Genomic DNA, 21,161 nt, shown 5'->3' on the forward strand with positions numbered 1-21,161 from the left:
TCTACCATATGCTTGAATTATTTATTGATAGACTTGCTAGCTTGGCTAATATGCTTCCAACCCAGATAATAGGAGTAAAAGATCTTGATTCGCGTTATCTCTACTGTTCACCAAATTTTGCTAGCCTTCTTGGTTATTCAGTTGAAGAAATAGTTGGTAAACATGATATGTTTATTGGGGAGGAAAATAATGCCTCACGGATTTGTGAAGATAAGCAAATTATTCAAGAGCGTAGGGCATTGCCATTTATTCATATTGATAAAATAAAGGGAAAATTGACTCCATTGACATTTATTAAATCACCAATTATCGAGGAGAAGACTGATAGTGTAATTGGTATTTTATGTCAGGTATTTGAGTTTGCTACTCTTGATCCGGCACAGCAAATTATTAATATGTATCAAAATTTGAATCTTACCCAAAAACAAAATCAGCAATTGCCTAATTTGAGTAAACGTGAGAAGCAAATAGTCTTTTTATTTTTGGCTAATTTGAATAGTGCCGAAATGGTCGAGATTATCTATCAAATGGAGGGCAAGAAAATTAGTAAGGGAACAATTGACTGTGTATTTACTGATCAATTATTTCATAAGTTCGGTGTATATAATCGACAGGCTTTATATGTAAAGCTTGTAGAGCTTGGCTATAACCGACTTATTCCTACCGAGATGCTACCATCAACTACGATTGCTCTAGATACCCATGATTTATATTAAAAATTGAAATATTTAACAACCAGATTGTGGTCTTGCACAATTATGCATGGTCGGCAAAGACTTTGTGGTATGTATTTATCGTATCCCATTTTGCGTGCTCTGGCTACCAATTTAATTATGTCATTATCCTCAATTCCAAATCTGGGACAGATTGATTCGCGAACTATCCTTGATAAAGTTCCATAGCTGATTTCAAGAATTTGTGATGCCATTCTCTGGCTGATTCCTGAAACCATCAAAAAAAGAACTTCGTGCTGGCGATTTGTTAATTGAACCTTAAACTTAAAGTCATCCGGCATAGGGATTAGAAAATTTGCTTGTAACGACTCGGTTAATGAGAAATACTCCTGGATTCCCCACATACTATATCCCGAAATGATGTGTTCTACTGCAATGACTCTTGCCTTTTGGTCAAAGGCAGGAATAGCATGTATTAATAATGATTTATACTCTCCTTGATATGGCCAGAATGCAATATATTGTACGGGAGTTTTTTCATTGATAACAATTTGATAAATGATGTTGACAATTTTCTCAATATCACTAGAACGATGGAATTTATTTAGTGAGTTATCGCTACTTCTATTTTTTGCATAGTAACTATTTGATGAGCTAAAAATATCAATGATTTTGCCACAATTAGCTTCATCCGTAATTGAGAGCTGATGTTTAGCTTTTTGATTAATTTGAATAATCTTTAGATCTGGATCGGTCAGGATAAATCCAACAGAATTATTCAATCCTGCTATCTGGTTGGTAGTGGCTTGCAATATACTCTCTTGAGGCATGTCGGTTAATCTTTTCTAGCTAAAAGGTCGGGGGAGACTTACTACAAAGTCGATGCCGAAGAATTGGACTATAGAATTTATTATACTATTATCTCTTGGGGAAATTAAGGCTAATTTACCGGAGTTATTATAAAAATTTCAGTATTAGGCTTATAGCAGATAGGGAAAAAGAATAGCTAATAACTGCCTTCCATACTATTTAGGGTTGGTTTGAGCTAAACTAAGTCTGATAATCGAATTTTCAATTCCTAGTAAACTGTGTGGGATTTTTGCATCAAGATTTATCGTATCCCCTTTTTTCAGCTCGTATTCATTATTTGCTACGGTAAATTTAACTTTGCCTTCTAAGACCATAACTATTATAGGGGCTGGAGCAGTATGTTCTTTCATTGATTGATCTTTAGTGAGACAAATTCTTATTTCTTTAGATACCGCTGTTTCAAGAATTTTCTTGATCATTACTTTATCTTGTGAAAACTCAATGTTTTCATAAAAGTTGGTGATTGAATAGTTTTTCATTTTTATGTTCCTTTTTCAATTTAAGTTGTGATGTAACAAACTAATATTTGACGGTAAATAAATTTTGTATTTATCTTATTGACGGCTCTCCTATTTGATTTTTTGTCAAAACCCGGGCAGATAAATTTTCTTTTATGATTGCTGCATATTGTTTAATTTTTTCACTATTTGGTCCAGAGAATATTTCATCGGTAGTACTTGTGAATAATTGTAACCAATGATCAAAATGCTCAATAGCTAGCGGTTGTTTTGTATTTAATTCGATATGTTTTCTCATTGGATTACCATTAAACACATTTTTACTGAAGAGGATACTTTCCCAGAAATCATACATTTGTGGCAAATGCTCTTCCCAGTTTACTTTTGCAACTTCATTAAAAAATATGCCTATTTTATGATCAATCTTTACCTTATCATAAAAGGTATTTACCAATTTTTCTATATCTTTACGATTTACTAGATCTTGTTTCATTTTGTTCTGCTTTCAGCTATTCATTTTGTTTCAGGATAAATATTCTGTAGAATTTTATTGCCTGCATTGATATTATCAGATAGTTGATGATTTATATCACGATGTTTACATTCATCAATTCCAGTTGCAATTACAACATCACGTAAAGTTGCATTTTCATTAAGTTTCCAGTAGTTTATTGCAATTTTTGGGGCTGGAGTATTTGCAATTTGTCCATTGTTAATTGCTTCAAGATAGTGGTTATAACTAACTACTGCCTCTTCTTCCAAATAGCCAACAAAGCGATGCGCAGTTTTGCTTGAGAGCATATACATTAAAAGGTAGAAAGGAGTGAACAAAATTTGGACCAGATAAATAGCAAAGCGTTCAAAATAGGTTGGTTTACCAATTTGGATATAAACTAGCAGATGCATCTTCTCATTTTCTGCTTCTTCGTATAGTTGATTGATCCAGCCATTATCATTTTTAATCCGCCGTAAACAGCGAAGGTGAAGTAGCCATGTTGCTACCATACCCGGAATAGCTGCCACTGTCTCTAGCATGATTGCTCGATTAGCATATCGCTTACCAAAGTAGATATCTGCAAGTGCCCTAAAAAATTTGACTAATCCATATGCAATTGCATCATGAATAGAACTAACTGATTTATGCGTAGCTTTCATTTTTTTATCTCCATTTGTTTATTCGGTAACATGATTATAACAAATATTGCATTTTAAATACAAGTATTAGCCTTAAAATAATTGCATTAAAAATATAAGTATTGAATATGCGAGGCTTATCTATGGTATATTTATGGATAATTAAAAATAGATACTTAGATAGATAAAATGCAGTTAACCTTATTCACTGACATTGCTCTAAAAGCAATCATGTACCTTAAACAATCATCGGATCTCGTGACTATCGATGAAATCGCTGGGAAATTTAATGTACCGCGCAATCATCTAATAAAAGTTTTAAACTTTATGGTTCATCAAAAGTGGATTGGTTCAGTCCGTGGGCGCAATGGGGGATTATTCTATAATTTATCTAGTGATAGCCTAAAGCTCGGTCAGACAATCATGATTTTGGAAAATCGGGAAGAATTACTTGATTGTGATGCCTGTATCCTTCATTCCAATTGTGATCTACGTGGTATGTTACGTGGAGCAGTAAATGCATTTTATGATTATTTGGATCAGTACACATTAAATGATTTAAATGGGCAGCGCACTAGAGCTTTTATAAATTTACTTATAAAAGAATAGTGGCTGCCCAAGCGCTACTTTGAGTACTACTAATTATAGAGTATCAAAGCGATCCGCATTCATCACTTTTGTCCATGCACTAACAAAGTCATTAATAAATTTTGCTTTATTATCATCTTGTGCATAAACTTCAGCATAAGCCCGCAAAATTGAGTTTGAACCAAATACTAAATCAACTCTAGTAGCAGTCCATTTAGTTAGGCCGGTTTTACGTTCAACCAGATCATACGAATTTCTACCTGTTGGTTTCCAGCTATAAGCCATATCGGTAAGAGTAACAAAGAAATCATTACTAAGGATGCCTTGCTGATTTGTGAAGACTCCATGGTTACTATTTCCATAATTAGCCCCAAGTACACGCATACCGCCAATTAGTACTGTCATTTCTTGCGCCGTTAAACCCATAAGTTGGGCACGATCAAGTAGTAATTCTTCGGGAGTCACAACATAATCATTGGATTTAAGCCAATTACGAAAGCCATCCGCAACAGGCTCAAGTACTTCAAAAGCTTCACAGTCAGTCATGTCTGCCGTAGCATCACCACGTCCGGGAATAAACGGAATGTTAATCGCAAAACCAGCCGCTTTAGCAGCTTCTTCAATAGCAGTATTGCCAGCTAATACAATTATATCAGCAATACTTGCTCCGGTTTCTAGCGCAATTTTTTCAAAGATAGCTAAAACGCGAGTAAGGCGAGTAGGTTCATTCCCTTCCCAATCTTTTTGGGGCGCAAGTCGGATTCGCGCACCATTTGCACCACCACGCTTATCTGAACCACGGAAAGTTCGGGCGCTATCCCACGCTGTTGCAACTCGTTCAGAAATTGATAAACCGCTATTATTTATCTTCTCTTTAATACTAGCAATATCATAGTTTTTATTTCCTGCTGGGATTGGGTCTTGCCAGATTAAGTCTTCTTTTGGAACATCCGGACCAATATAGCGTGATTTTGGTCCCATATCACGGTGAGTTAGTTTAAACCATGCTCGGGCAAAAGTTTCTGAAAAATATTTATGATCATTATAAAAACGTTCGGAAATTTTACGATATTCAGGATCAATTTTCATTGCCATATCTGCATCAGTCATGATTGGGTTACAGCGAATTGATGGATCTTCGACATCCACAGGCTTGTCTTCTTCTTTTATTTTAACTGGTTCCCACTGCCATGCGCCAGCTGGGCTTTTCCTCAGTTCCCAATCATGGTTTAATAGCAGATGAAAATAGCCATTATCCCATTTGGTTGGATTAGTTGTCCATGCACCTTCAAGCCCACTACTAACGGTATCTCGTCCGATTCCACGTGAGGAGTTATTAATCCAGCCAAGCCCTTGCTCTTCAATATTTGCTCCTTCTGGTGCGTCGCCAAGCTTTGCTGCATTACCATTACCATGTGCCTTACCTACGGTATGTCCACCAGCTGTAAGAGCTACGGTTTCTTCATCATTCATTCCCATCCGGGCAAAGGTTACTCGGACATCATGCGCAGTTTTAAGTGGGTCAGGTTTACCATCAACACCTTCTGGATTAACATAGATAAGCCCCATCATTACTGCGGCAAGAGGGTTTGCCAGATCACGTTCTCCCGAATAACGACTACCTTCGCCACCACTAGGCTGCAACCACTCTTTTTCTGAACCCCAATAGATGTCTTTTTCTGGATGCCAGATATCTTCACGTCCAAAAGCAAAACCATAGGTTTGTAAACCCATTGACTCATAAGCCATGTTTCCGGCAAGAATCATTAAATCTGCCCAGCTGATTTTATTCCCGTATTTCTTCTTAATCGGCCATAAAAGACGGCGTGCCTTATCTAGATTTACGTTATCTGGCCATGAATTAAGTGGGGCAAAACGTTGATTTCCTGTCCCAGCACCACCGCGCCCATCCGCAATCCGGTAAGTTCCTGCTGAGTGCCATGCCATACGGATCATTAAGCCACCGTAATGCCCCCAATCCGCAGGCCACCATTCCTGACTATCTGTCATTAATGTTTTTAGATCGTTTTTGAGCGCAGTTACATCAAGACTCTTTAGTTCTTCGCGATAGTTAAAATCTTTGCCAAGTGGATTGGTCTTGCTATCATGCTGATGTAGAATATCTAGATTCAATGATTTTGGCCACCATGCCATTACATTATTAGCATTTTCAGTATTTGCACCATGCATTACTGGGCATTTGCCCGCTGATGTTGTCATAATCAATCCTTGTTATATTTAATATCGGTGAGAGGGTAATTATTACTGATTTATATCTTATCTAGCCAATTAATTTTAATGATGGGCTTGATAGTCAAAAACTAACTCTCTGATTAAGAGGCGAGTGTTGGATTTTGGTTTATCTATAGTTTACTGATTTGAAATGGTTAAATTATTTATAATGCTTAAATCAGCTTATTTGGCGTAATGAGGTTTGCTAAGGTAGGGTATCAGATGATAAAATTGAAAAAATGTTATAAGGTGCAGTAAATGAAAAAAATAAGTCTGGTTTTATTATCGCTACTAAGTCTAACTGCTTGTAATAGCGGTAGTAGCTCTTCAAGCGGTGGTTCAACAACCTATCCACCAAATCCTACAAATACATTGCCTAGTGGTTATCAGTGCTTGCCTAGTGGATATCCTACATCTTCAAGTAATTCTGGAGGTAATGCTAAAATTGCTTATGGAAGTGATTGTCAAGTTGAAAATGTAAGTGCGCCAACACAGGCAACATTGGAAAGCATGGCGGTTGCTTTAACCAATGGTACGGGTGGTAGATATTGTACTGGAACGCCACTTAGTTATAATCCTGCAACAGGTGTTGGTTATGTGTTAAGTGCAGCACATTGTGTAGTTGGGAACCCTAAATCTATTGGTGCTGAGGTTACGGCTAATAATATAACTACTTTTACTAAGATTGACTCAGTTACTAATACTCATGTTAATTATATAAATCAAACTTTAAATGCTTCTAACAATACAGGAACAACTGGGACTATTACTGCAGTATATATTCCAAGCCAGTATTGCCAGGTAGCTCCTTTTACACTAAATCAGTATGGTAATTATGAGTGTGGTTATCTTCCTGCACAAAATGGCGATTTGGCATTATTAAAAGTTAATTTTACTAGTGCTCAGTCGATGAATGTTAACTCACAAGTAAAGCTTGCTCCAAGTGGTCTAACTATGGCGCAACCTAGCTATATTATGGCATTAGGATATGGTATTACAAATACTAATCAATACAATACCAATTTGTTTTATATTACCTATGAATATTTTGCTAATAATAGCTATCAAGGTGAAACTGGTTTATCCACATTAATGAATGGTTATTCACCATCAGGAACTAATGCTTATTATAGTATTATTTGTGGTGGCGATTCTGGTGGTGGCGACTTCTATTGGGATGGTGCTAACTGGAATCTGGTTGGAGCGCATTCTTATGGTTCTTCAATATGTGGGTCAGCAAATGTAAATTATGCTGGAGCTAATGATGTGTCTGCGGATGTGCGACCATTTACCACTCAACTACAGCAAATTATGGCTCAGGATACTACTCCAACTGGTTGTAATGCTTCGGTAAGTGGTTTTATTTGTGCGGCTCAACCTCAATAGCAGGTACACTTGAAATAAAACAATCGGGATACTTTCCCGATTTTTTTTATTTATAATAGCTAATATTTATCTGATTACCCTTCAAATTAACTCGTCCGCTATCGAGTTTGCAGCAATGCTCTATATAAATTTGGTTACTTACCTGTTCATGTACTTGGTTTGCTACCTGATTTGCTAAGTCTGATTCAGCTTTATAAGTGATTCTTACGTCTAAGTTAGGGTTTCTTTTAGCATTCTTTATTACCATATCTGAAATTTCTTTGGCATTTGAATTTGCACTTGGATTATTATCGCGGAAAAATACCAGTTGCTTACCGCTAAAAACCTTGCTCTCATCATCTACATAAATAATCGGCTTTTTTGCTGATTGTGTAGTGTTGTTAGCCGTTGCATTAGCACAGCTGGATATTAAAAACCCCGCTGAGATCAGCATAAGATTAATTGTATTAATAGTCCTTTTTTTCATTTTAATTCCTCATTTACTTTATTTATATCTTCAAGTATATAATCGTATTGTGGTGGTGGCATTATACTACGTCCGGTAGTAAAATTAATCCAAATTACGGTTGCGGTCGCAGTTGCATAGATTAGATCAGGGGTATTTTTATCGCGAATAATATGTTCAAGATATATTTTGCGACCAGCTTTATGATTTAAGTATAATTCAACGACTATTTCTGCTGGGTAGGTGATTGGTTTCAGATATTTACAACCGACTTCACCGACAATTGGACCGAAAGTAGTTGGATCAATGATTATATTGTGGGACAACAGCCAGTCAAAACGGCATTCCTGTAAATAGGTAAAATACGCGGCATTATTGACATGGTTGAATGCATCCATATCATCCCAACGAATGACATAGTTTTTACTATATAATAAGGGTTTATTCTCCATTTGGATTCCTAAAGAATGGAGACTTAATTATAACGTATTTTGTAATGCTCTATCAGCTTTTATAGGTGTTAAAAACGATGTCAGTTAAAAGAATTGGAACAACCGCGAGGTGGTCGGATGCGGTGATTCACAATAATACAGTATATTTGGTAGAAGTGCCATCAAATCTTGATGGAAATATTAGTGAACAAGCAAAAAATCTGCTTTCGTCAGTAGAGTCGCGATTGCTTGAGGTAGGTAGTAATAAGTCGAATATCTTAATGGCAACGATTTACCTTTCAAGTATTAATCATATTGGTGCCTTTAATGAAATATGGGATGCTTGGCTTCCAGCGGGTACAGCTCCGGTTCGTGCATGTATTGAAGCAAGGTTGGCAAATTCGACATATTTAGTTGAAATACAGTTAACTGCGGCATTAGGGCCTTCTAGGGTTAATTAACATATCCACAAATCAAATACATCATGAGTAATGTCATGAGAACCTTCCGGTAGAAACTCTGCCGGAACGGCAACATCATATCCGTATTTAAAAGATACGTCCTTTAATGCATCACTGGTAGTTACATTAAAAATACTCTTTAATTTGAGTAATTGCTTATTCACGGCAGTTGGTGAAATTTTATGTCCAAATCTTGTCATCCAGTCAGCGATCTCCGTATATGAATAATTGCGCACATAAAGATAAATAATCATTTGTTGTACCCGAGTTAAGGTTACTTCGGCAAAATCGTTGCGATTTAATGGGTAGTAGCCTTCTAATTTATGGAATTTAGCTCCCAGATTAGCAAGTCTTGCTACGGTAAAGGGCTTATACTGTAGATGCAAGCAAAGAAAATTATTGTCTAGATCAAATACAGGAGTTTTATGGACAATATATGCATCAACAATGTTTTCATTTTTGCGCACTTCAAGATAAATTCGACGTTGATTTGTCTTAATTATTTCTGCATGAGTTCTGATAAGTTGTTCTATGCTACTTTCTTTAAAAATCCCTGGGATTTTTTTTATAAAATTTTCACCAATCTTGGGTGGTTTTTCTAGTTTCAATAACTGATTAAACGCTTCATTAACAAATAAAATCCGATTTAACTCGTCAAGTATTACAAATGCATATGCCAGTGAGTTAGACAATAAGCCGCAACTATCTATGTACTCTTTACGGTTAGTTGAGATTTTTTTGCGCTCTAATTGGGTGTAATTATATTCCATAGGTTAGATGTGTCCATGATGTTAGTTTTTTTATATCTGTGTAATTTTACAACATTTGCTGATTTTTATGGTATAAAAATTTATACCTCATCATTTTGTGGTGTCTAGTGATAACGAATACTTTTGTATCTGCATCTATTGACTTGTCTTATTTTTGAGAAATGGTGTTTTCTTTGGATGGATGTTTGTGGGTGTTTTTGCCCGTATACCAGTAGTGTAGCGAGAGCTTACAATTGCTAGTGTGTAATTATTTTAAGAAAGCAAGTGATTTAAATGAATAAATTAAAAGTAATGGCAGTTTGTTTGGGGCTTGTTGCATTAAGTAATGCAGATCAACTAACTGGAAGTGGAGCATACATTAATGCCAACGCTGGTTTTGGGACAATGCAGTATTTACCAACAGGTTCATTTGCCGCGACCTTAAATGCAGGCTATGCTTTTAACCGCTCATTTGGTTTAGAGGGTGGCTATGCATGGTTACCAAGCAGTCAGTATGGAGCATCACAATATAATAATATTTTTGATGTGGCAGCAAAAGGAACTTTGCCATTAAGTCGTGTTTTTGCTTTATATGGGCGTTTGGGAGCTGGTCTTAACTATCAAAGCTTTAGTGGCACAACTAATCCGGGCACTCCATCATCTTACTGTCAGAATAGTACGATGTCAAATTTTGTAGGTTTAGCAGGAGTGGGAGGATCATTTGCGATTAGTAATCATTTTGATTTACGAGTAGAAGATACAATTTATGTACCATTTGGTGGCGGAAATCAGAGTGCTGGAGCAACGAATTTGGTACTGGGTGGTGTACAGTACAATTTCTAAATAGCAACATTATAAAAGATTCCTTCATGAGAGCAGGGTGATAGACAAGAAATATCATCCTGTTTATTTTGAGAGATGACCATATTTACTAAAGCAAAACTAAGTATACATGGTAGATAAGAAATAAAAAATATAGAAATAATTGGTATAAGAGGCATGCATGAAAAATCTGACAACAAAGACATTCGTACATGGAAGAAGTCGTAGGATTCAGAATCTGGCATTAGCAGGGATAACCGCAGCGGTATTAAGTGCGTGTGGAGGCGGAAGCGGTGGCTGCTGCACAGTTCCACCTAATGGAAATAGTCAATTAATCTTTGTAGCCCCAAGTATCTTACCTTCATTAGCGAACAAGACAGGTATCAACTACATGGGAGTATATAACCCATCAGATGTAGCGATAAGTGGAATCAAGTATAGTGTTGGGCAGCAGGTAGGCTCAGGAAATAGCATAACCATGGATCAGGCAAGTGCATTAGCCTGTGCAAATATAGCAGCAAAAAGTAGCTGTTACCTGAAATTCTCAGTACCAGAATCAACAATAGCAGGAGGTACGGTAGTAAGTGCAATAGATAGTAATGGAGCCGAAGCAGCAACACCGTTAGCAATTGGAGTGCAACAAGTACCATATAGCGAATCAGCCAATGCAAATGGAGTAGGCTTATATTTCTATCCCAAAGCGCAATATAGCGAAAGCGGAGTACCATTTATCTTGGTAACCGCAGTAGTGCAGTCACCAAATGTAGGGACAATCAATACGATAGAGTTGGTAGATGAAAGTGGGAATGTAATTCCGAACCAGATGGTAACAAGTAATAACGCAGGACCAGGTAGTTCACCGCTACAAATGGGAGATGTAGTAGAGATAGAGTTACCGATTCCGCAGGGAGTAAACCTGACGCAGAATATCAAAGTACAGACATCGTACCAGACACTAGCTACATCAGCGGTAAGTAGCTTAGCCGAGAGACTAAACCTGAAGAGTGAGGCATTAAAAGCTACGACAAATAGTAGTACGAGTACAGCAACCTATACACTGACTACACAGGGAAATAACATCAATCTGCAATTAACACCAAATCAGGTGTATCTGACACAGAAAGATTCAATCCAGTATGGTTACTTATACAATATAGGAGATTTGACAGCATCACAGATAACGGTAACGAGCAGCAGTCCGAATGTGAAGATAACAGTAGCAGATGAGATATTAAATGGACAGCGAGTAATCAAGGTAACGTATGAGTTGATTAATACAAGTGTAGCACCGACAACAAATGCGGTACTAGTAACAGGAACGAACCCGAGTGGACAGACAGAGACAAGTACTGGGGGTACAAGTCAAAATGTGAATCCAGATGTGGTGCCGACACCAACGCCAAGTCCGACACCTACCCCGACTCCAACGCCTACTCCGGGACCAGGTCCATCTCCTGGACCTGCATTGACTGTCACAACCAGTGCAACTGTTACCGCAGGTGCAGAATGCCGTGACGTTACAGTTACAGCCCCTTCCCCAGTTTTATTAGATACTACTGTAACGGTTACCATAAATCCTACTTCTGCTAATGCTTATGGGTTTGGATCAGGTCCTAGTGGAGCACCATTTTCAGGAACTGCAACTTGTACTATATTTGCAACCAATCCTTCTTGTACTATTGGTGATGGAAATGGTTTATGTGCTGCTACAGGTACTGGTGGTACAGAATTTACTATTATTGCAAGTGCAACTGGGTATCAAAATGGTAGTACGCCAGTTACAATTGCATCCCCACCTGCACCAACTTCTTGTGGCGGTGGAAATTGCCGTATTTTTGCAACATCAAGTGCTACTGATGGTGATTTGGTGTCTGCGGCTGTTTCTGCTGGCGGTACTAATATTACTACTGGTTTTGAAGCTGCCAATTACTTATGCCAGAATGATACAAATAATCCTGTGTCAGGAAGTACATACTGGAAAGCAATGCTAGAAGGGAATAGTGCAACTAATAATGGAACAGTTTACTATCGTCCAGATCAAACTACTCAAATTGGTATTGGTAATGGAAACAATTTGGCAAGTTTAGATAATTTCGTAGCTCCATCTGTGAGTTGGGTTTGGACAGGGGGGCAAGGTGCCGGTTATAATTGTAGTGATTGGACATCGGGTTCAGGATCCGTTTCAGGAACAACAGGTTGGGGTGATACGCCTCAATATTGGATCTCGAATTGGCCGGTTTGTACTCAGCAGGCTTATCTTTATTGTGTAGAACAATTCCATAATTAATTGTTATACTATTAATGTTATATAATAAATAAAAGGCAATGCTAATAATATTAGCATTGCCAATAGCTAATTTCATGTTAATGCATGATCTTTTAATCAAGTTAACTGATTAATTATGAAATTGGCTACAAATTGTTTTTTTAATTATGCTACTATATTATTGATTATATTAACGACTTAGATCAATAAAGCGATTGCTTAAAAGAGAGTTTGGTATTTTATTGTGATAGCCGTGTAGTTGTAATTTAGCCAATAGACTATCTTTATTACTAACGTTAAATTTTGGGTATAGATAACGACTAACTATATTCCGTACCGTTTTCTCGGTAATAATTCGCTGATTAAATCGACTGATAATTTCTGCAATTTCTACATAGCTTGAGCAGTAAAACAATAAAAAGGCAATCTGATGTTCACGCTTAGTTAAAAATTCATCATTATGTGGTAAATTATTATTTACTATTGGTTGCGCGTTTTTTATCAATATTTGAAAAAACGTATCAATTTTTATTGTACAAAATTCAAAGCGTAAGCCAATGACGTATCTTGTATTTGGTTCCATAATGGGTGAAATACAAGCGCCTAAAACTTGTATTTTATCCTCAATTTTATGTAGTAAGTTCGCAATTAATACTGGAACTGTTATACCTTCGGTTATTGCTTTGTTAAAGGCTTTGAGTGATGGTTGAATATTTTCATCCGGTATAAGTGCTGTTGCATGAATATGTTTGCCAACAACTGATTGCAGATTTTTATTTCCCACTTTTAAGTATTGATTTCCTGCAAATCTTGCAATTAAATCTCTATCAAGGACAATCATAAAGGTATCACTGTAAAAATCTTCACAGTGTCTTATATATTTTTCAAGATGCTTATTCATTCGGACTATTATTGTTATTTTAATCAATTATTTATATAGACATGATTGTAAGTGTTTAATGAATTAATTGTATATGGGCAGAAATACCCACAATTAAGCTGCTGTTAAAACTTTTGTTAAAATGTGTATATATAACAATTGGATATTTGAGTGTGTTGAGGCTGATTATAATGTTTTAGGGTATAAAAATTTATACCCATTTTGATGGTGGTGATTTACTATAGCATACTCACTATAGTAGTACTATGCATAGCATTCATCAACAGAGCAACGGTGTTTTCTTCTATAAAAACACCCAAAAGTTACGACTAGATGGTCTAATTACCAATCGCAACACCTTCACGGCGTGGATCAGCTGCGCCAAGCCAACCATTCTTGGTTTTAAGAATATTGGTTTCGCCACTTACCAGATCGGATTGGACAATTGATTCGCCCATAGCTTGCAATTGTGGTATTTGCTGATTTAGCCAGTCATTACCAGATTCAATTACCGGATTGGTATTAACTGCACAAAGATTGGCACTACTTACCGCATCTAGTGGTGTTAGTCCCATATCAAGCATGCCAATCAGATTTTTGGCAACATAGCAAATTATCTGACTACCACCCGGTGAACCAGTCAAGGCATAAAGCTTACCTTTTTTATCAAAAACCATGGTTGGTGCTATTGATGAGCGCGGACGTTTACCAGCTTCGACGCGGTTTGCAATTGGTTTTCCATTATCAGATACTGGCTTGAATGAGAAGTCAGTTAATTCATTATTAAGGAAAAACCCATCCACAAACAGATGGCTACCAAATTGATGTTCAACTGTCACAGTCATAGTTACCGCATCACCATTTTTATCAACAATTGACATTGATGTCGTTCCATGTGGTTTCGGGCTTAGATCTGGTGCATATTTCTTATCAATTCCATCCGGTATCCCTGCACTAACAGGCGTTGCCAGTGCGCTTTCACTTACTAATTTACTACGGCTAGCAAGGTAATCTGTATTTAGTAATCCTTTAACTGGTTGTTTGACAAAGTCAGGGTCAGCAAGGTATTGATTACGGTCAGCATAAGCAAGTTTACTTGCTTCAAGGAAATTATATGCCCATTTAACATCCTGTGGGTTATTGCCCGAATAGTTATTGGCATAAATTTGCATTAATTCAAGAACTGTTGCCCCGCCACTTGATGATGGTGGCACTGAGCATATTTTGTATTGATTACGATAGAGACTACAAACTGGATCATAAACAATTACATTATAGTCTTTTAAGTCTTTTTTAGTATAAAGCTCAGTGCCTGCTTTTTCATTGATAATATTGATAATGTCTTTGGCAATACTACCTGTATAAAATTCTTGTGGATCCTTGGCTATTTTTTGTAGTGTAGTTGCGTAATCAGGATTTTTTACTGTAGTACCAATTGCTTTAACACTACCATCGCTATTAAAATAAACCGCAGTAATTGCCGGGTTTGCCGATAATACATTCTGATCTGCTACGAGTAAATTATATAGTCGTGGGCTCATCGGAAAACCTTTTTGCGCAAGCTTGATTGCAGGCTCTAATAGTTTTTTCCAATCTAATTTTCCACTATCTTGATGCATTTTATAAAGTAAGGCAACTTCAGATGGTACACCAATTGATTTGGCACTAAGCATTGCCTGATCAAAGCTTAAAGGCTTGCCATCACTACCGATAAACCACTGTGGATTTGCGCTTCTTGGAGCTACTTCACGTCCATCATAGGCTTTCATCTTCTTATCATTATAAACCATTGCATAACCACCACCGCCAATTCCCGATGATTGTGGCTCAGTAAGTCCGAGCATAAAGGCTGCTGCAATTGCGGCATCAGTAGCATTTCCACCTTTACCTAAGATCTCACTTGCTGCTTGACTTGCCCAAGGATTATTAGTTACAACCATGCTTTTTTTACCTAATACCAGTTCTTTATCCGTCTTCGCGGTCGCAACTTCTGGTGCAACTGGTTGATTGGCAGCATAAGCATTACTAAAAAAACTAGTTGCGACTAAAACACCCAGCACAGATTTTTTTATTGTAGTATTTCTATTCATCAGGATTCCATAAAAAATAACAGTTAAATTAGGAGTAGGGAATAATTTATTTATTGGACTATTTCATGTTTAGTAGGCTTTGTATTCCGATTTCAAGCTCCGAAGGCTTTAATTGTGGTGGATAACGAGTAATAATTGTGCTATCACGATTAATTAGGAATTTGGTAAAGTTCCATTTGATTCCTTTAGAGCCAAGTATACCAGGTGCTTTTTGTTTCAAGTGTTTATAAAGTGGATGGGCGGTATTGCCATTTACTTCAATCTTGCTCATTAACTTGAATGAAACATCATAATTTAGGTTACAAAATTCAAGAATTTCCTGTTCGCTACCGGGCTCCTGATGTCCAAATTGATTACAAGGGAAGCCAATAATTTCAAGTCCATCAGCATGGTATTTTTTATGTAGTTCTTCTAATTCACGGTATTGTCCGGTAAAGCCACATTTGCTAGCAGTATTGACGATTAACACAACTTTGCCCCGAAGCTCTTCAAAATCAAACTCTTTACCATGAATATCCTGTGCCTTAAAGGTGTAGATGCTATCAGCCATTAGTCTTGCTCCAAAAGATAGTATAATGATTACTTAATTGGTAACTGCTCGTACTATTTCGTAATAGCTATGTTGCAAGGCTCCTTATTTAGTTCAATCCAGACTGCGTCGCCTTGCGCCTTGCTATTGCCTCATATTCCGGCAGCTATAGTGAATGTACTATATCAATAGTTACCTTAATTGACTAATTATACTACAAATTATATATTTGGGCAGGGTATGCTGGATATACGCAATAAAAATTTTTATCTGATTATTCTAATTGCTTTGGCAATTACGGCGATTGGTTTATTTGAACCGCTAATGCGTAATGATGATCCGGTGCTATATGCAAATATTGCCAAGCAGATGATTCTACAACATAACTGGATTGATTTATACTCTGGTGGACAGGATTGGCTCGATAAGCCCCACTTCCCATTTTGGATGGCAGCGCTATCGTTTAAGATATTTGGGATTAATTCATTTGCCTATGTATTACCGGGATATTTATTTCATATCCTTGGTGCTTATTATACTTATCGGCTAGCAAAACACCTTTATAATCACGAAGTTGGCTTACTGGCTACATTGATTTATGTAACTAGTTTGCATCTGATGCTATCCGCAATGGATGTCAGGGCAGAAGCTTATCTCCTTGGTGAAATAATGCCTGCTTGTTACTACTGGCTGATCTACGATAAAGAATCTTCCGTTAAATCATTGTTATTGGCAAGTTTCTTTACCGCATTAGCACTGATGACTAAAGGTATCTTTGTTGTAATTACTATCTTTAGTGGTTTAGTTGCAGCATGGATATATAGTGGTCAATTTAAGAAGATAATAACTCCTAAATGGCTACTTGGTTATGGACTAAGTCTAGTATTTATCTTACCTGAACTAATTTGTCTTTATCTCCAGTTTGATGCTCATCCAGAAAAAGTAATCTTTGGACAAACCCATGTTTCCGGGATACTCTGGTATTTCTGGGGTAGTCAGTTTGGTAGATTCTTTAATAGTGGACCAATAGTCAATAAACATGGTGATATATTCTTCTTTGTTCATACCTATTTATGGGCATTTTTACCGTGGAGCATGGTATTTATAATCGCTACTTATCAGCTAATAAAAAATTTCAAAAAAGAAGCCAATAGAGTACTTAAAGCTAAACAGGTTTATCTATTGGCAGCTTTCTGGCTTACATTCATTATGTTTAGTGCTACCAAATTCCAGCTTGATCACTATACCAATATCATTATGCCATTTGCTGTAATACTTTGTGCTGATTATTTGTATCGACAAAGTGGCAAAAAGCTTGCACAATTCCAACTAGTAATTAGTGTTTTATTGATAATACTTACAATTGGTCTAACGCTATACTTATTTAAGCTGGACATGGCTAGTATTAGTATTATTCTACCATTAGGTTTACTAATCTATATTATCCAAACTAAAAATAAGATCAGTTATCTATCACAGATAACTATTTATCCGGCATTAGCAATTTCTTTTGCTTTTGTGTTTATTATGCTCGTGAATGGACGAATTTATGCTCGGTATGATTTTGGTTATTTGGCAGCGCAAATAGTAAATGCCCAAAAAGAGTCCCTCCCAGTTTATGATTATAATGTTAATGCTTTACCGCTAGAATTTCATTCTAACTACCCATATCACAAAGCGCATGAGTTGGCTGATTTACCTACTACCGAGAGTTATTATTTATTTATTCGCGATACTGAGTGGCAACAGTTAGCTGCCAATAAAGGAAAATTTCAATTAATTGGACAGTTTTGTGGCAATACCATTGATAAGGTGATTCCATATTATGCAAATTCGGCAAAACTACAGCAACATTTAGAGTGTTTTATGGTATTAAAAAATGATACAAATAAATAAATCAAATCTGTTTAAGTCCTTAGTTATAATCATTATACTTTGGATACTGGCTTATACTTCAATTCTTGTTATAGATCGTCCACTTGCGATATCCATTCATCAATATGGCGTTGACAGCTATTTGCAACTACGTAAAATTACCGAAGGAATGCCAGTTTTTATCAGTGTATTAGCAATGCTGGCATTAATAATCTACTACTGGCAGAAACAGCGTAAAGTATTAAGCTTTACCGCACCGATTTATTTTTATCTGATGCTGAAGCTAACCATGGAAATAAAAACTGGGCTAAAAATTTTTTTTGGTAGGTATTGGCCAAAAACTTGGATTAATAATAATCTTTCCTTGATTCATGATAATGTTTATGGGTTTAACTGGCTACATGGTTTTGGCAATCAAGGGAGTTTCCCTTCTGGTCATTCTACCTATGTGGTATTTTGTGCAATGTGGTTGAGCTATGTTTATCCTAAACTAGCGTATATTTGGTTTTTATTGGCGTTTTTTGGTATTACGTGTTTGATACTTCTTGATTACCATTTCCTTGGCGATTGCTTTGCTGGAATTGGGCTAGGGATATTTTGTGCTGTAATAAGTCTTGCCATTTGGCAACGAATTGCAATTAGCCATAACCATAATGAATAAATTTTTAATGAGTGAAAAATGCTTAATCAACAGGTGATTACTACAATTCTTGAAGCAAATAATTTAGAACCAAGCTTTCTTGACCAAGAAATTAATAAAATAGCGCTTAAAGGAGTAGATTTTGCAGATTTTTATCTGCAACATACGGCAACTGAATCTTGGGTGCTGGATGAAGGGATAATCAAATCGGGTAGCTACGCTGTAAATCAAGGTATTGGGATTCGAGCAGTTTGTGGTGAAAAAACCTTTTTTAGCTATGCTAATGCGCTTAATGAGAAAGTAATCAGTAATCTAGTTGCTAATTTATATCTAGAGCCAGTTAATACCCAGTCTGGGAAATACTCACACGATAAAAAACTAATTAGTCCATTATATACTTTAAGTAATCCGATTGCAACAATGGAAAGTATCGGTAAAATAAAAATTCTGGAACGGATTAATCAGCTTGCCCGTAAACTTTCTCATGTTATGAATGTGATTGCGAGCATAAATCTTGAATATGATCAAATTTATCTAGTGCGTAGTGATAAGGAACATTTTAGTGATATTCGTCCTTTAATTCATATGAGTATCAGTATCATTGTGAACCGGAATGGACAAATGGAAAGAGCCGGCGCAGGTGGTGGTGGCAGGTATGATATATCGTATTTTAATGATGAAGTTATTGATGGTTATATTGAGCGAGCATATAATCAGGCTATTTTGAAATTAGATGCTAAAGCTGGTCCTAATGGCGAAATGCCAGTTATCCTTGGTAATGGTTGGGCTGGTGTGATTCTTCACGAAGCTGTTGGACATGGGCTTGAGGGTGATTTTAACCGTAAGGAAAGTTCGGCATTTAGTGGTAAAATTGGTGAGCGGGTAGCAAGCCCGGGAGTTACAGTAATTGATGATGGTACGATTAGTGATCGTCGTGGATCGTTAAATATTGATGATGAGGGAAATCCTACTCAGCATAATGTATTAATTGAAGATGGTATTCTTAAAGGTTATATGTTTGATGAGTTAAATGCCCGCCTAATGAATACCAAATCTACCGGAAATGGACGGCGTGAATCTTTTGCTTCAACTCCAATTCCAAGGATGACAAATACCTATATGCTAGGTGGTAAGCATACTCCAGAAGAAATTATTGCTAGCGTAGATTATGGTTTATATGCGGAAAATTTTGAAGGTGGACAGGTTGATATTACTTCTGGACAGTTTGTATTTAATGCTTCAGTTGCTTGGGTAATTGAAAAAGGTAAATTATCATATCCGGTCAAAGGTTGCGCCCTAGTTGGAAGTGGTCCAGAATGTTTAAAGCACGTCACTATGATTGGTAATGATTTTTCTCTTGATAGTGGAGTTGGTGTTTGTGGTAAAGATGGGCAGTCTGTACCTGTTGGGGTTGGTCAACCAACAATCCGTTTGGATGGTGGACTTATTGTTGGTGGTTAATAAGTAATTCTTATGAGGCGATTATTATGAAATTACTTAACTCTAGTTTACGACTGATCTTTTACTTTTTTTTCACTATTATGGCTACGCTTTCATTTGCTGATGATTTAGGGAGTAAAGAGCATCCAATTCAGGTAGGTGTATTAATGGATATGCCATTTGCCCAAAATATTAATGGACATTATTCCGGTATTGCAGTAGATATTTGGGACAGAATTGCCAAATTAAATCATTGGGAGTATCGTTATATTCCATTAAGTAGCGATAATATGGAAAGTGTAGTTAATACACTTGCAAATACTAATAAGCTTGATGTAGTAATAGGTCCGGTATCTGTTTCAGCTAAAAGACTTGAGGTAATTGATTTTTCTCGACCATTTTATCTAAGTTCTATTGGTGTTATTATCAAAAAACATGAGCTTGGAATTTTTGATATTGCAAAAATTTTAATTAGTAAAAATCTTCTGCATATAATCGTTGCTCTTATTCTATCTTTTGCTGGATATTTGACACTATTGTGGCTATTTGAACATAAAAAAGTAAAAAGTGGTTTAAATAATAGTAATATCCAATATCCAAACTTAACTCAACGAATATGGTTACATCTTTTTCAAAAAAAAGTTGATTATATGCCAGTAACTACACAGGGGCGGATTATCGGTATTTTTTGGATCATAATTGCCGCGGCGATATTTACTGCAATTAACGCCAATTTTACTTCAGCACTTACGATTGCACGCTATGAAAATGCGCATCGTTCAGGAAGTCTTGAAGGGTTGCAAATAGCTGGTGTAGCTGGTATTTCTGGTGAGTTTGATGTTGAAGTTGCAGAAAAAAATGGTATTCCAGTTACTCGGGTAGGAGATATGGAAGCGGCAATCAAATTACTGGAGAAGGATAAAGTAGCCGGAATTGTTAGTGATACTCCTGTTGCAATTCATTATTTAAGGCAGCATAATCGGAATGATTTAACCGTAAGCCCAGTAACCTTGGAAAATGATGAGATCTCATTTGCCGTTAAAATGAATAGCCCTTTACGTCATGCAATTGATTTGGGGATTACATCTTTTCAGGATGATGATAGCGTTGTTCCCCTTTGCCGTAGATATGTCGGTGAGCAGGCAAATCGTTGTGATTTGTAACGAATATCTGTTATAATTTACAATCTTC

The 21,161-nt window shown here is 36.6% G+C and carries 21 protein-coding genes; 10 read left to right on the forward strand and 11 right to left on the reverse strand.

All coding sequences use genetic code 11. The annotated features are described in order from the left end of the window. Positions 1-8: 8 nt before the first annotated feature. A complete protein-coding gene (locus CUN60_RS02670; protein ID WP_102950545.1) occupies positions 9-716 on the forward strand; it encodes a PAS domain-containing protein in 708 nt (235 codons plus the stop codon). Here the strand turns inward: CUN60_RS02670 and CUN60_RS02675 are convergent. From CUN60_RS02675 to CUN60_RS02690, 4 genes are all read right to left on the reverse strand, one after another. Further along, positions 713-1,504, reverse strand: coding sequence for a helix-turn-helix transcriptional regulator (locus tag CUN60_RS02675; RefSeq protein WP_102950546.1), 792 nt, complete (start codon positions 1,502-1,504; stop codon positions 713-715). The genes CUN60_RS02670 and CUN60_RS02675 overlap by 4 nt on opposite strands. A gap of 195 nt (positions 1,505-1,699) precedes the next feature. Next, the gene (locus CUN60_RS02680; RefSeq protein WP_102950547.1) at positions 1,700-2,023 is read right to left on the reverse strand and encodes a cupin domain-containing protein; all 324 of its coding nucleotides are present in this window, start codon (positions 2,021-2,023) and stop codon (positions 1,700-1,702) included. A gap of 70 nt (positions 2,024-2,093) precedes the next feature. Then, positions 2,094-2,495, reverse strand: coding sequence for a group III truncated hemoglobin (locus CUN60_RS02685; RefSeq protein WP_102950548.1), 402 nt, complete (start codon positions 2,493-2,495; stop codon positions 2,094-2,096). Between the two features lie 20 nt (positions 2,496-2,515). Next, the gene (locus CUN60_RS02690) at positions 2,516-3,157 is read right to left on the reverse strand and encodes an alternative oxidase (RefSeq protein ID WP_102950549.1); all 642 of its coding nucleotides are present in this window, start codon (positions 3,155-3,157) and stop codon (positions 2,516-2,518) included. Between the two features lie 168 nt (positions 3,158-3,325). Between CUN60_RS02690 and CUN60_RS02695 the strand changes: the two genes are divergently transcribed. Continuing rightward, positions 3,326-3,745: an RrF2 family transcriptional regulator gene (locus CUN60_RS02695; protein WP_102950550.1), complete on the forward strand. Its 420-nt coding sequence runs from the start codon at positions 3,326-3,328 to the stop codon at positions 3,743-3,745. Positions 3,746-3,778: 33 nt separating this feature from the next. Here the strand turns inward: CUN60_RS02695 and katG are convergent, their stop codons facing one another. After that, entirely contained in the window at positions 3,779-5,944 is a 2,166-nt protein-coding gene (katG, locus tag CUN60_RS02700) for a catalase/peroxidase HPI (protein ID WP_102950551.1), read from the reverse strand. Positions 5,945-6,214: 270 nt separating this feature from the next. On the opposite strand from katG, the gene CUN60_RS02705 reads away from it, so the two are divergent. Then, positions 6,215-7,342, forward strand: a complete 1,128-nt coding sequence (locus tag CUN60_RS02705; RefSeq protein WP_102950552.1) for a S1 family serine peptidase — start codon at positions 6,215-6,217, stop codon at positions 7,340-7,342. A 46-nt stretch (positions 7,343-7,388) separates the two neighbouring features. Here CUN60_RS02705 and CUN60_RS02710 read toward each other — a convergent pair whose 3' ends face one another. Beyond that, positions 7,389-7,808, reverse strand: coding sequence for a hypothetical protein (locus tag CUN60_RS02710; protein ID WP_102950553.1), 420 nt, complete (start codon positions 7,806-7,808; stop codon positions 7,389-7,391). Then, entirely contained in the window at positions 7,805-8,239 is a 435-nt protein-coding gene (locus CUN60_RS02715; protein ID WP_102950554.1) for an acyl-CoA thioesterase, read from the reverse strand. The genes CUN60_RS02710 and CUN60_RS02715 overlap by 4 nt, the downstream gene beginning before the upstream one ends. A gap of 77 nt (positions 8,240-8,316) precedes the next feature. Here CUN60_RS02715 and CUN60_RS02720 point away from each other — a divergent pair, with 77 nt between their 5' ends. Next, entirely contained in the window at positions 8,317-8,679 is a 363-nt protein-coding gene (locus tag CUN60_RS02720; protein ID WP_102950555.1) for a RidA family protein, read from the forward strand. On the opposite strand, the gene CUN60_RS02725 is transcribed toward CUN60_RS02720, so the two are convergent. After that, on the reverse strand, positions 8,676-9,449 hold the full coding sequence (locus tag CUN60_RS02725) for a PAS domain-containing protein (RefSeq protein ID WP_102950556.1): 774 nt from the start codon (positions 9,447-9,449) through the stop codon (positions 8,676-8,678). The genes CUN60_RS02720 and CUN60_RS02725 overlap by 4 nt on opposite strands. Before the next feature lie 273 nt (positions 9,450-9,722). Between CUN60_RS02725 and CUN60_RS02730 the strand changes: the two genes are divergently transcribed. Further along, complete coding sequence (locus CUN60_RS02730) at positions 9,723-10,271, forward strand: outer membrane beta-barrel protein (protein ID WP_102950557.1); 549 nt, start codon at positions 9,723-9,725, stop codon at positions 10,269-10,271. Positions 10,272-10,431: 160 nt separating this feature from the next. Further along, entirely contained in the window at positions 10,432-12,537 is a 2,106-nt protein-coding gene (locus tag CUN60_RS02735; protein WP_102950558.1) for a DUF1554 domain-containing protein, read from the forward strand. Positions 12,538-12,706: 169 nt separating this feature from the next. Here CUN60_RS02735 and CUN60_RS02740 read toward each other — a convergent pair whose 3' ends face one another. The 3 genes from CUN60_RS02740 to CUN60_RS02750 form a co-directional block, all read right to left on the reverse strand. Beyond that, positions 12,707-13,417 (reverse strand): helix-turn-helix transcriptional regulator, encoded by a 711-nt coding sequence (locus CUN60_RS02740; protein ID WP_158649261.1) that lies wholly within the window; start codon positions 13,415-13,417, stop codon positions 12,707-12,709. A 317-nt stretch (positions 13,418-13,734) separates the two neighbouring features. Further along, positions 13,735-15,486: a gamma-glutamyltransferase gene (gene ggt / locus CUN60_RS02745; RefSeq protein WP_102950560.1), complete on the reverse strand. Its 1,752-nt coding sequence runs from the start codon at positions 15,484-15,486 to the stop codon at positions 13,735-13,737. Between the two features lie 58 nt (positions 15,487-15,544). Continuing rightward, positions 15,545-16,036 carry a glutathione peroxidase gene (locus tag CUN60_RS02750; RefSeq protein ID WP_102950561.1) on the reverse strand — a complete coding sequence of 164 codons (492 nt, stop codon included), beginning with the start codon at positions 16,034-16,036 and terminating at the stop codon, positions 15,545-15,547. Positions 16,037-16,255: 219 nt separating this feature from the next. Here CUN60_RS02750 and CUN60_RS02755 point away from each other — a divergent pair, with 219 nt between their 5' ends. Genes CUN60_RS02755 through CUN60_RS02770 form a run of 4 tightly spaced genes read left to right on the forward strand, consistent with a single transcriptional unit; the run spans position 16,256 to position 21,133 of the window. Next, positions 16,256-17,911 carry an ArnT family glycosyltransferase gene (locus tag CUN60_RS02755; RefSeq protein WP_102950562.1) on the forward strand — a complete coding sequence of 552 codons (1,656 nt, stop codon included), beginning with the start codon at positions 16,256-16,258 and terminating at the stop codon, positions 17,909-17,911. Beyond that, positions 17,895-18,551, forward strand: coding sequence for a phosphatase PAP2 family protein (locus CUN60_RS02760; RefSeq protein WP_102950563.1), 657 nt, complete (start codon positions 17,895-17,897; stop codon positions 18,549-18,551). Before CUN60_RS02755 ends, CUN60_RS02760 begins: the two co-directional genes overlap by 17 nt. An 18-nt stretch (positions 18,552-18,569) precedes the next feature. Next, entirely contained in the window at positions 18,570-19,991 is a 1,422-nt protein-coding gene (gene tldD / locus CUN60_RS02765) for a metalloprotease TldD (protein WP_102950564.1), read from the forward strand. A 26-nt stretch (positions 19,992-20,017) separates the two neighbouring features. Then, positions 20,018-21,133 carry a substrate-binding periplasmic protein gene (locus CUN60_RS02770; RefSeq protein ID WP_102950565.1) on the forward strand — a complete coding sequence of 372 codons (1,116 nt, stop codon included), beginning with the start codon at positions 20,018-20,020 and terminating at the stop codon, positions 21,131-21,133. The last annotated feature ends 28 nt before the right edge of the window (positions 21,134-21,161 follow it).

It is taken from the genome of Aquella oligotrophica, assembly GCF_002892535.1.
GTDB lineage: Bacteria > Pseudomonadota > Gammaproteobacteria > Burkholderiales > UBA11063 > Aquella > Aquella oligotrophica.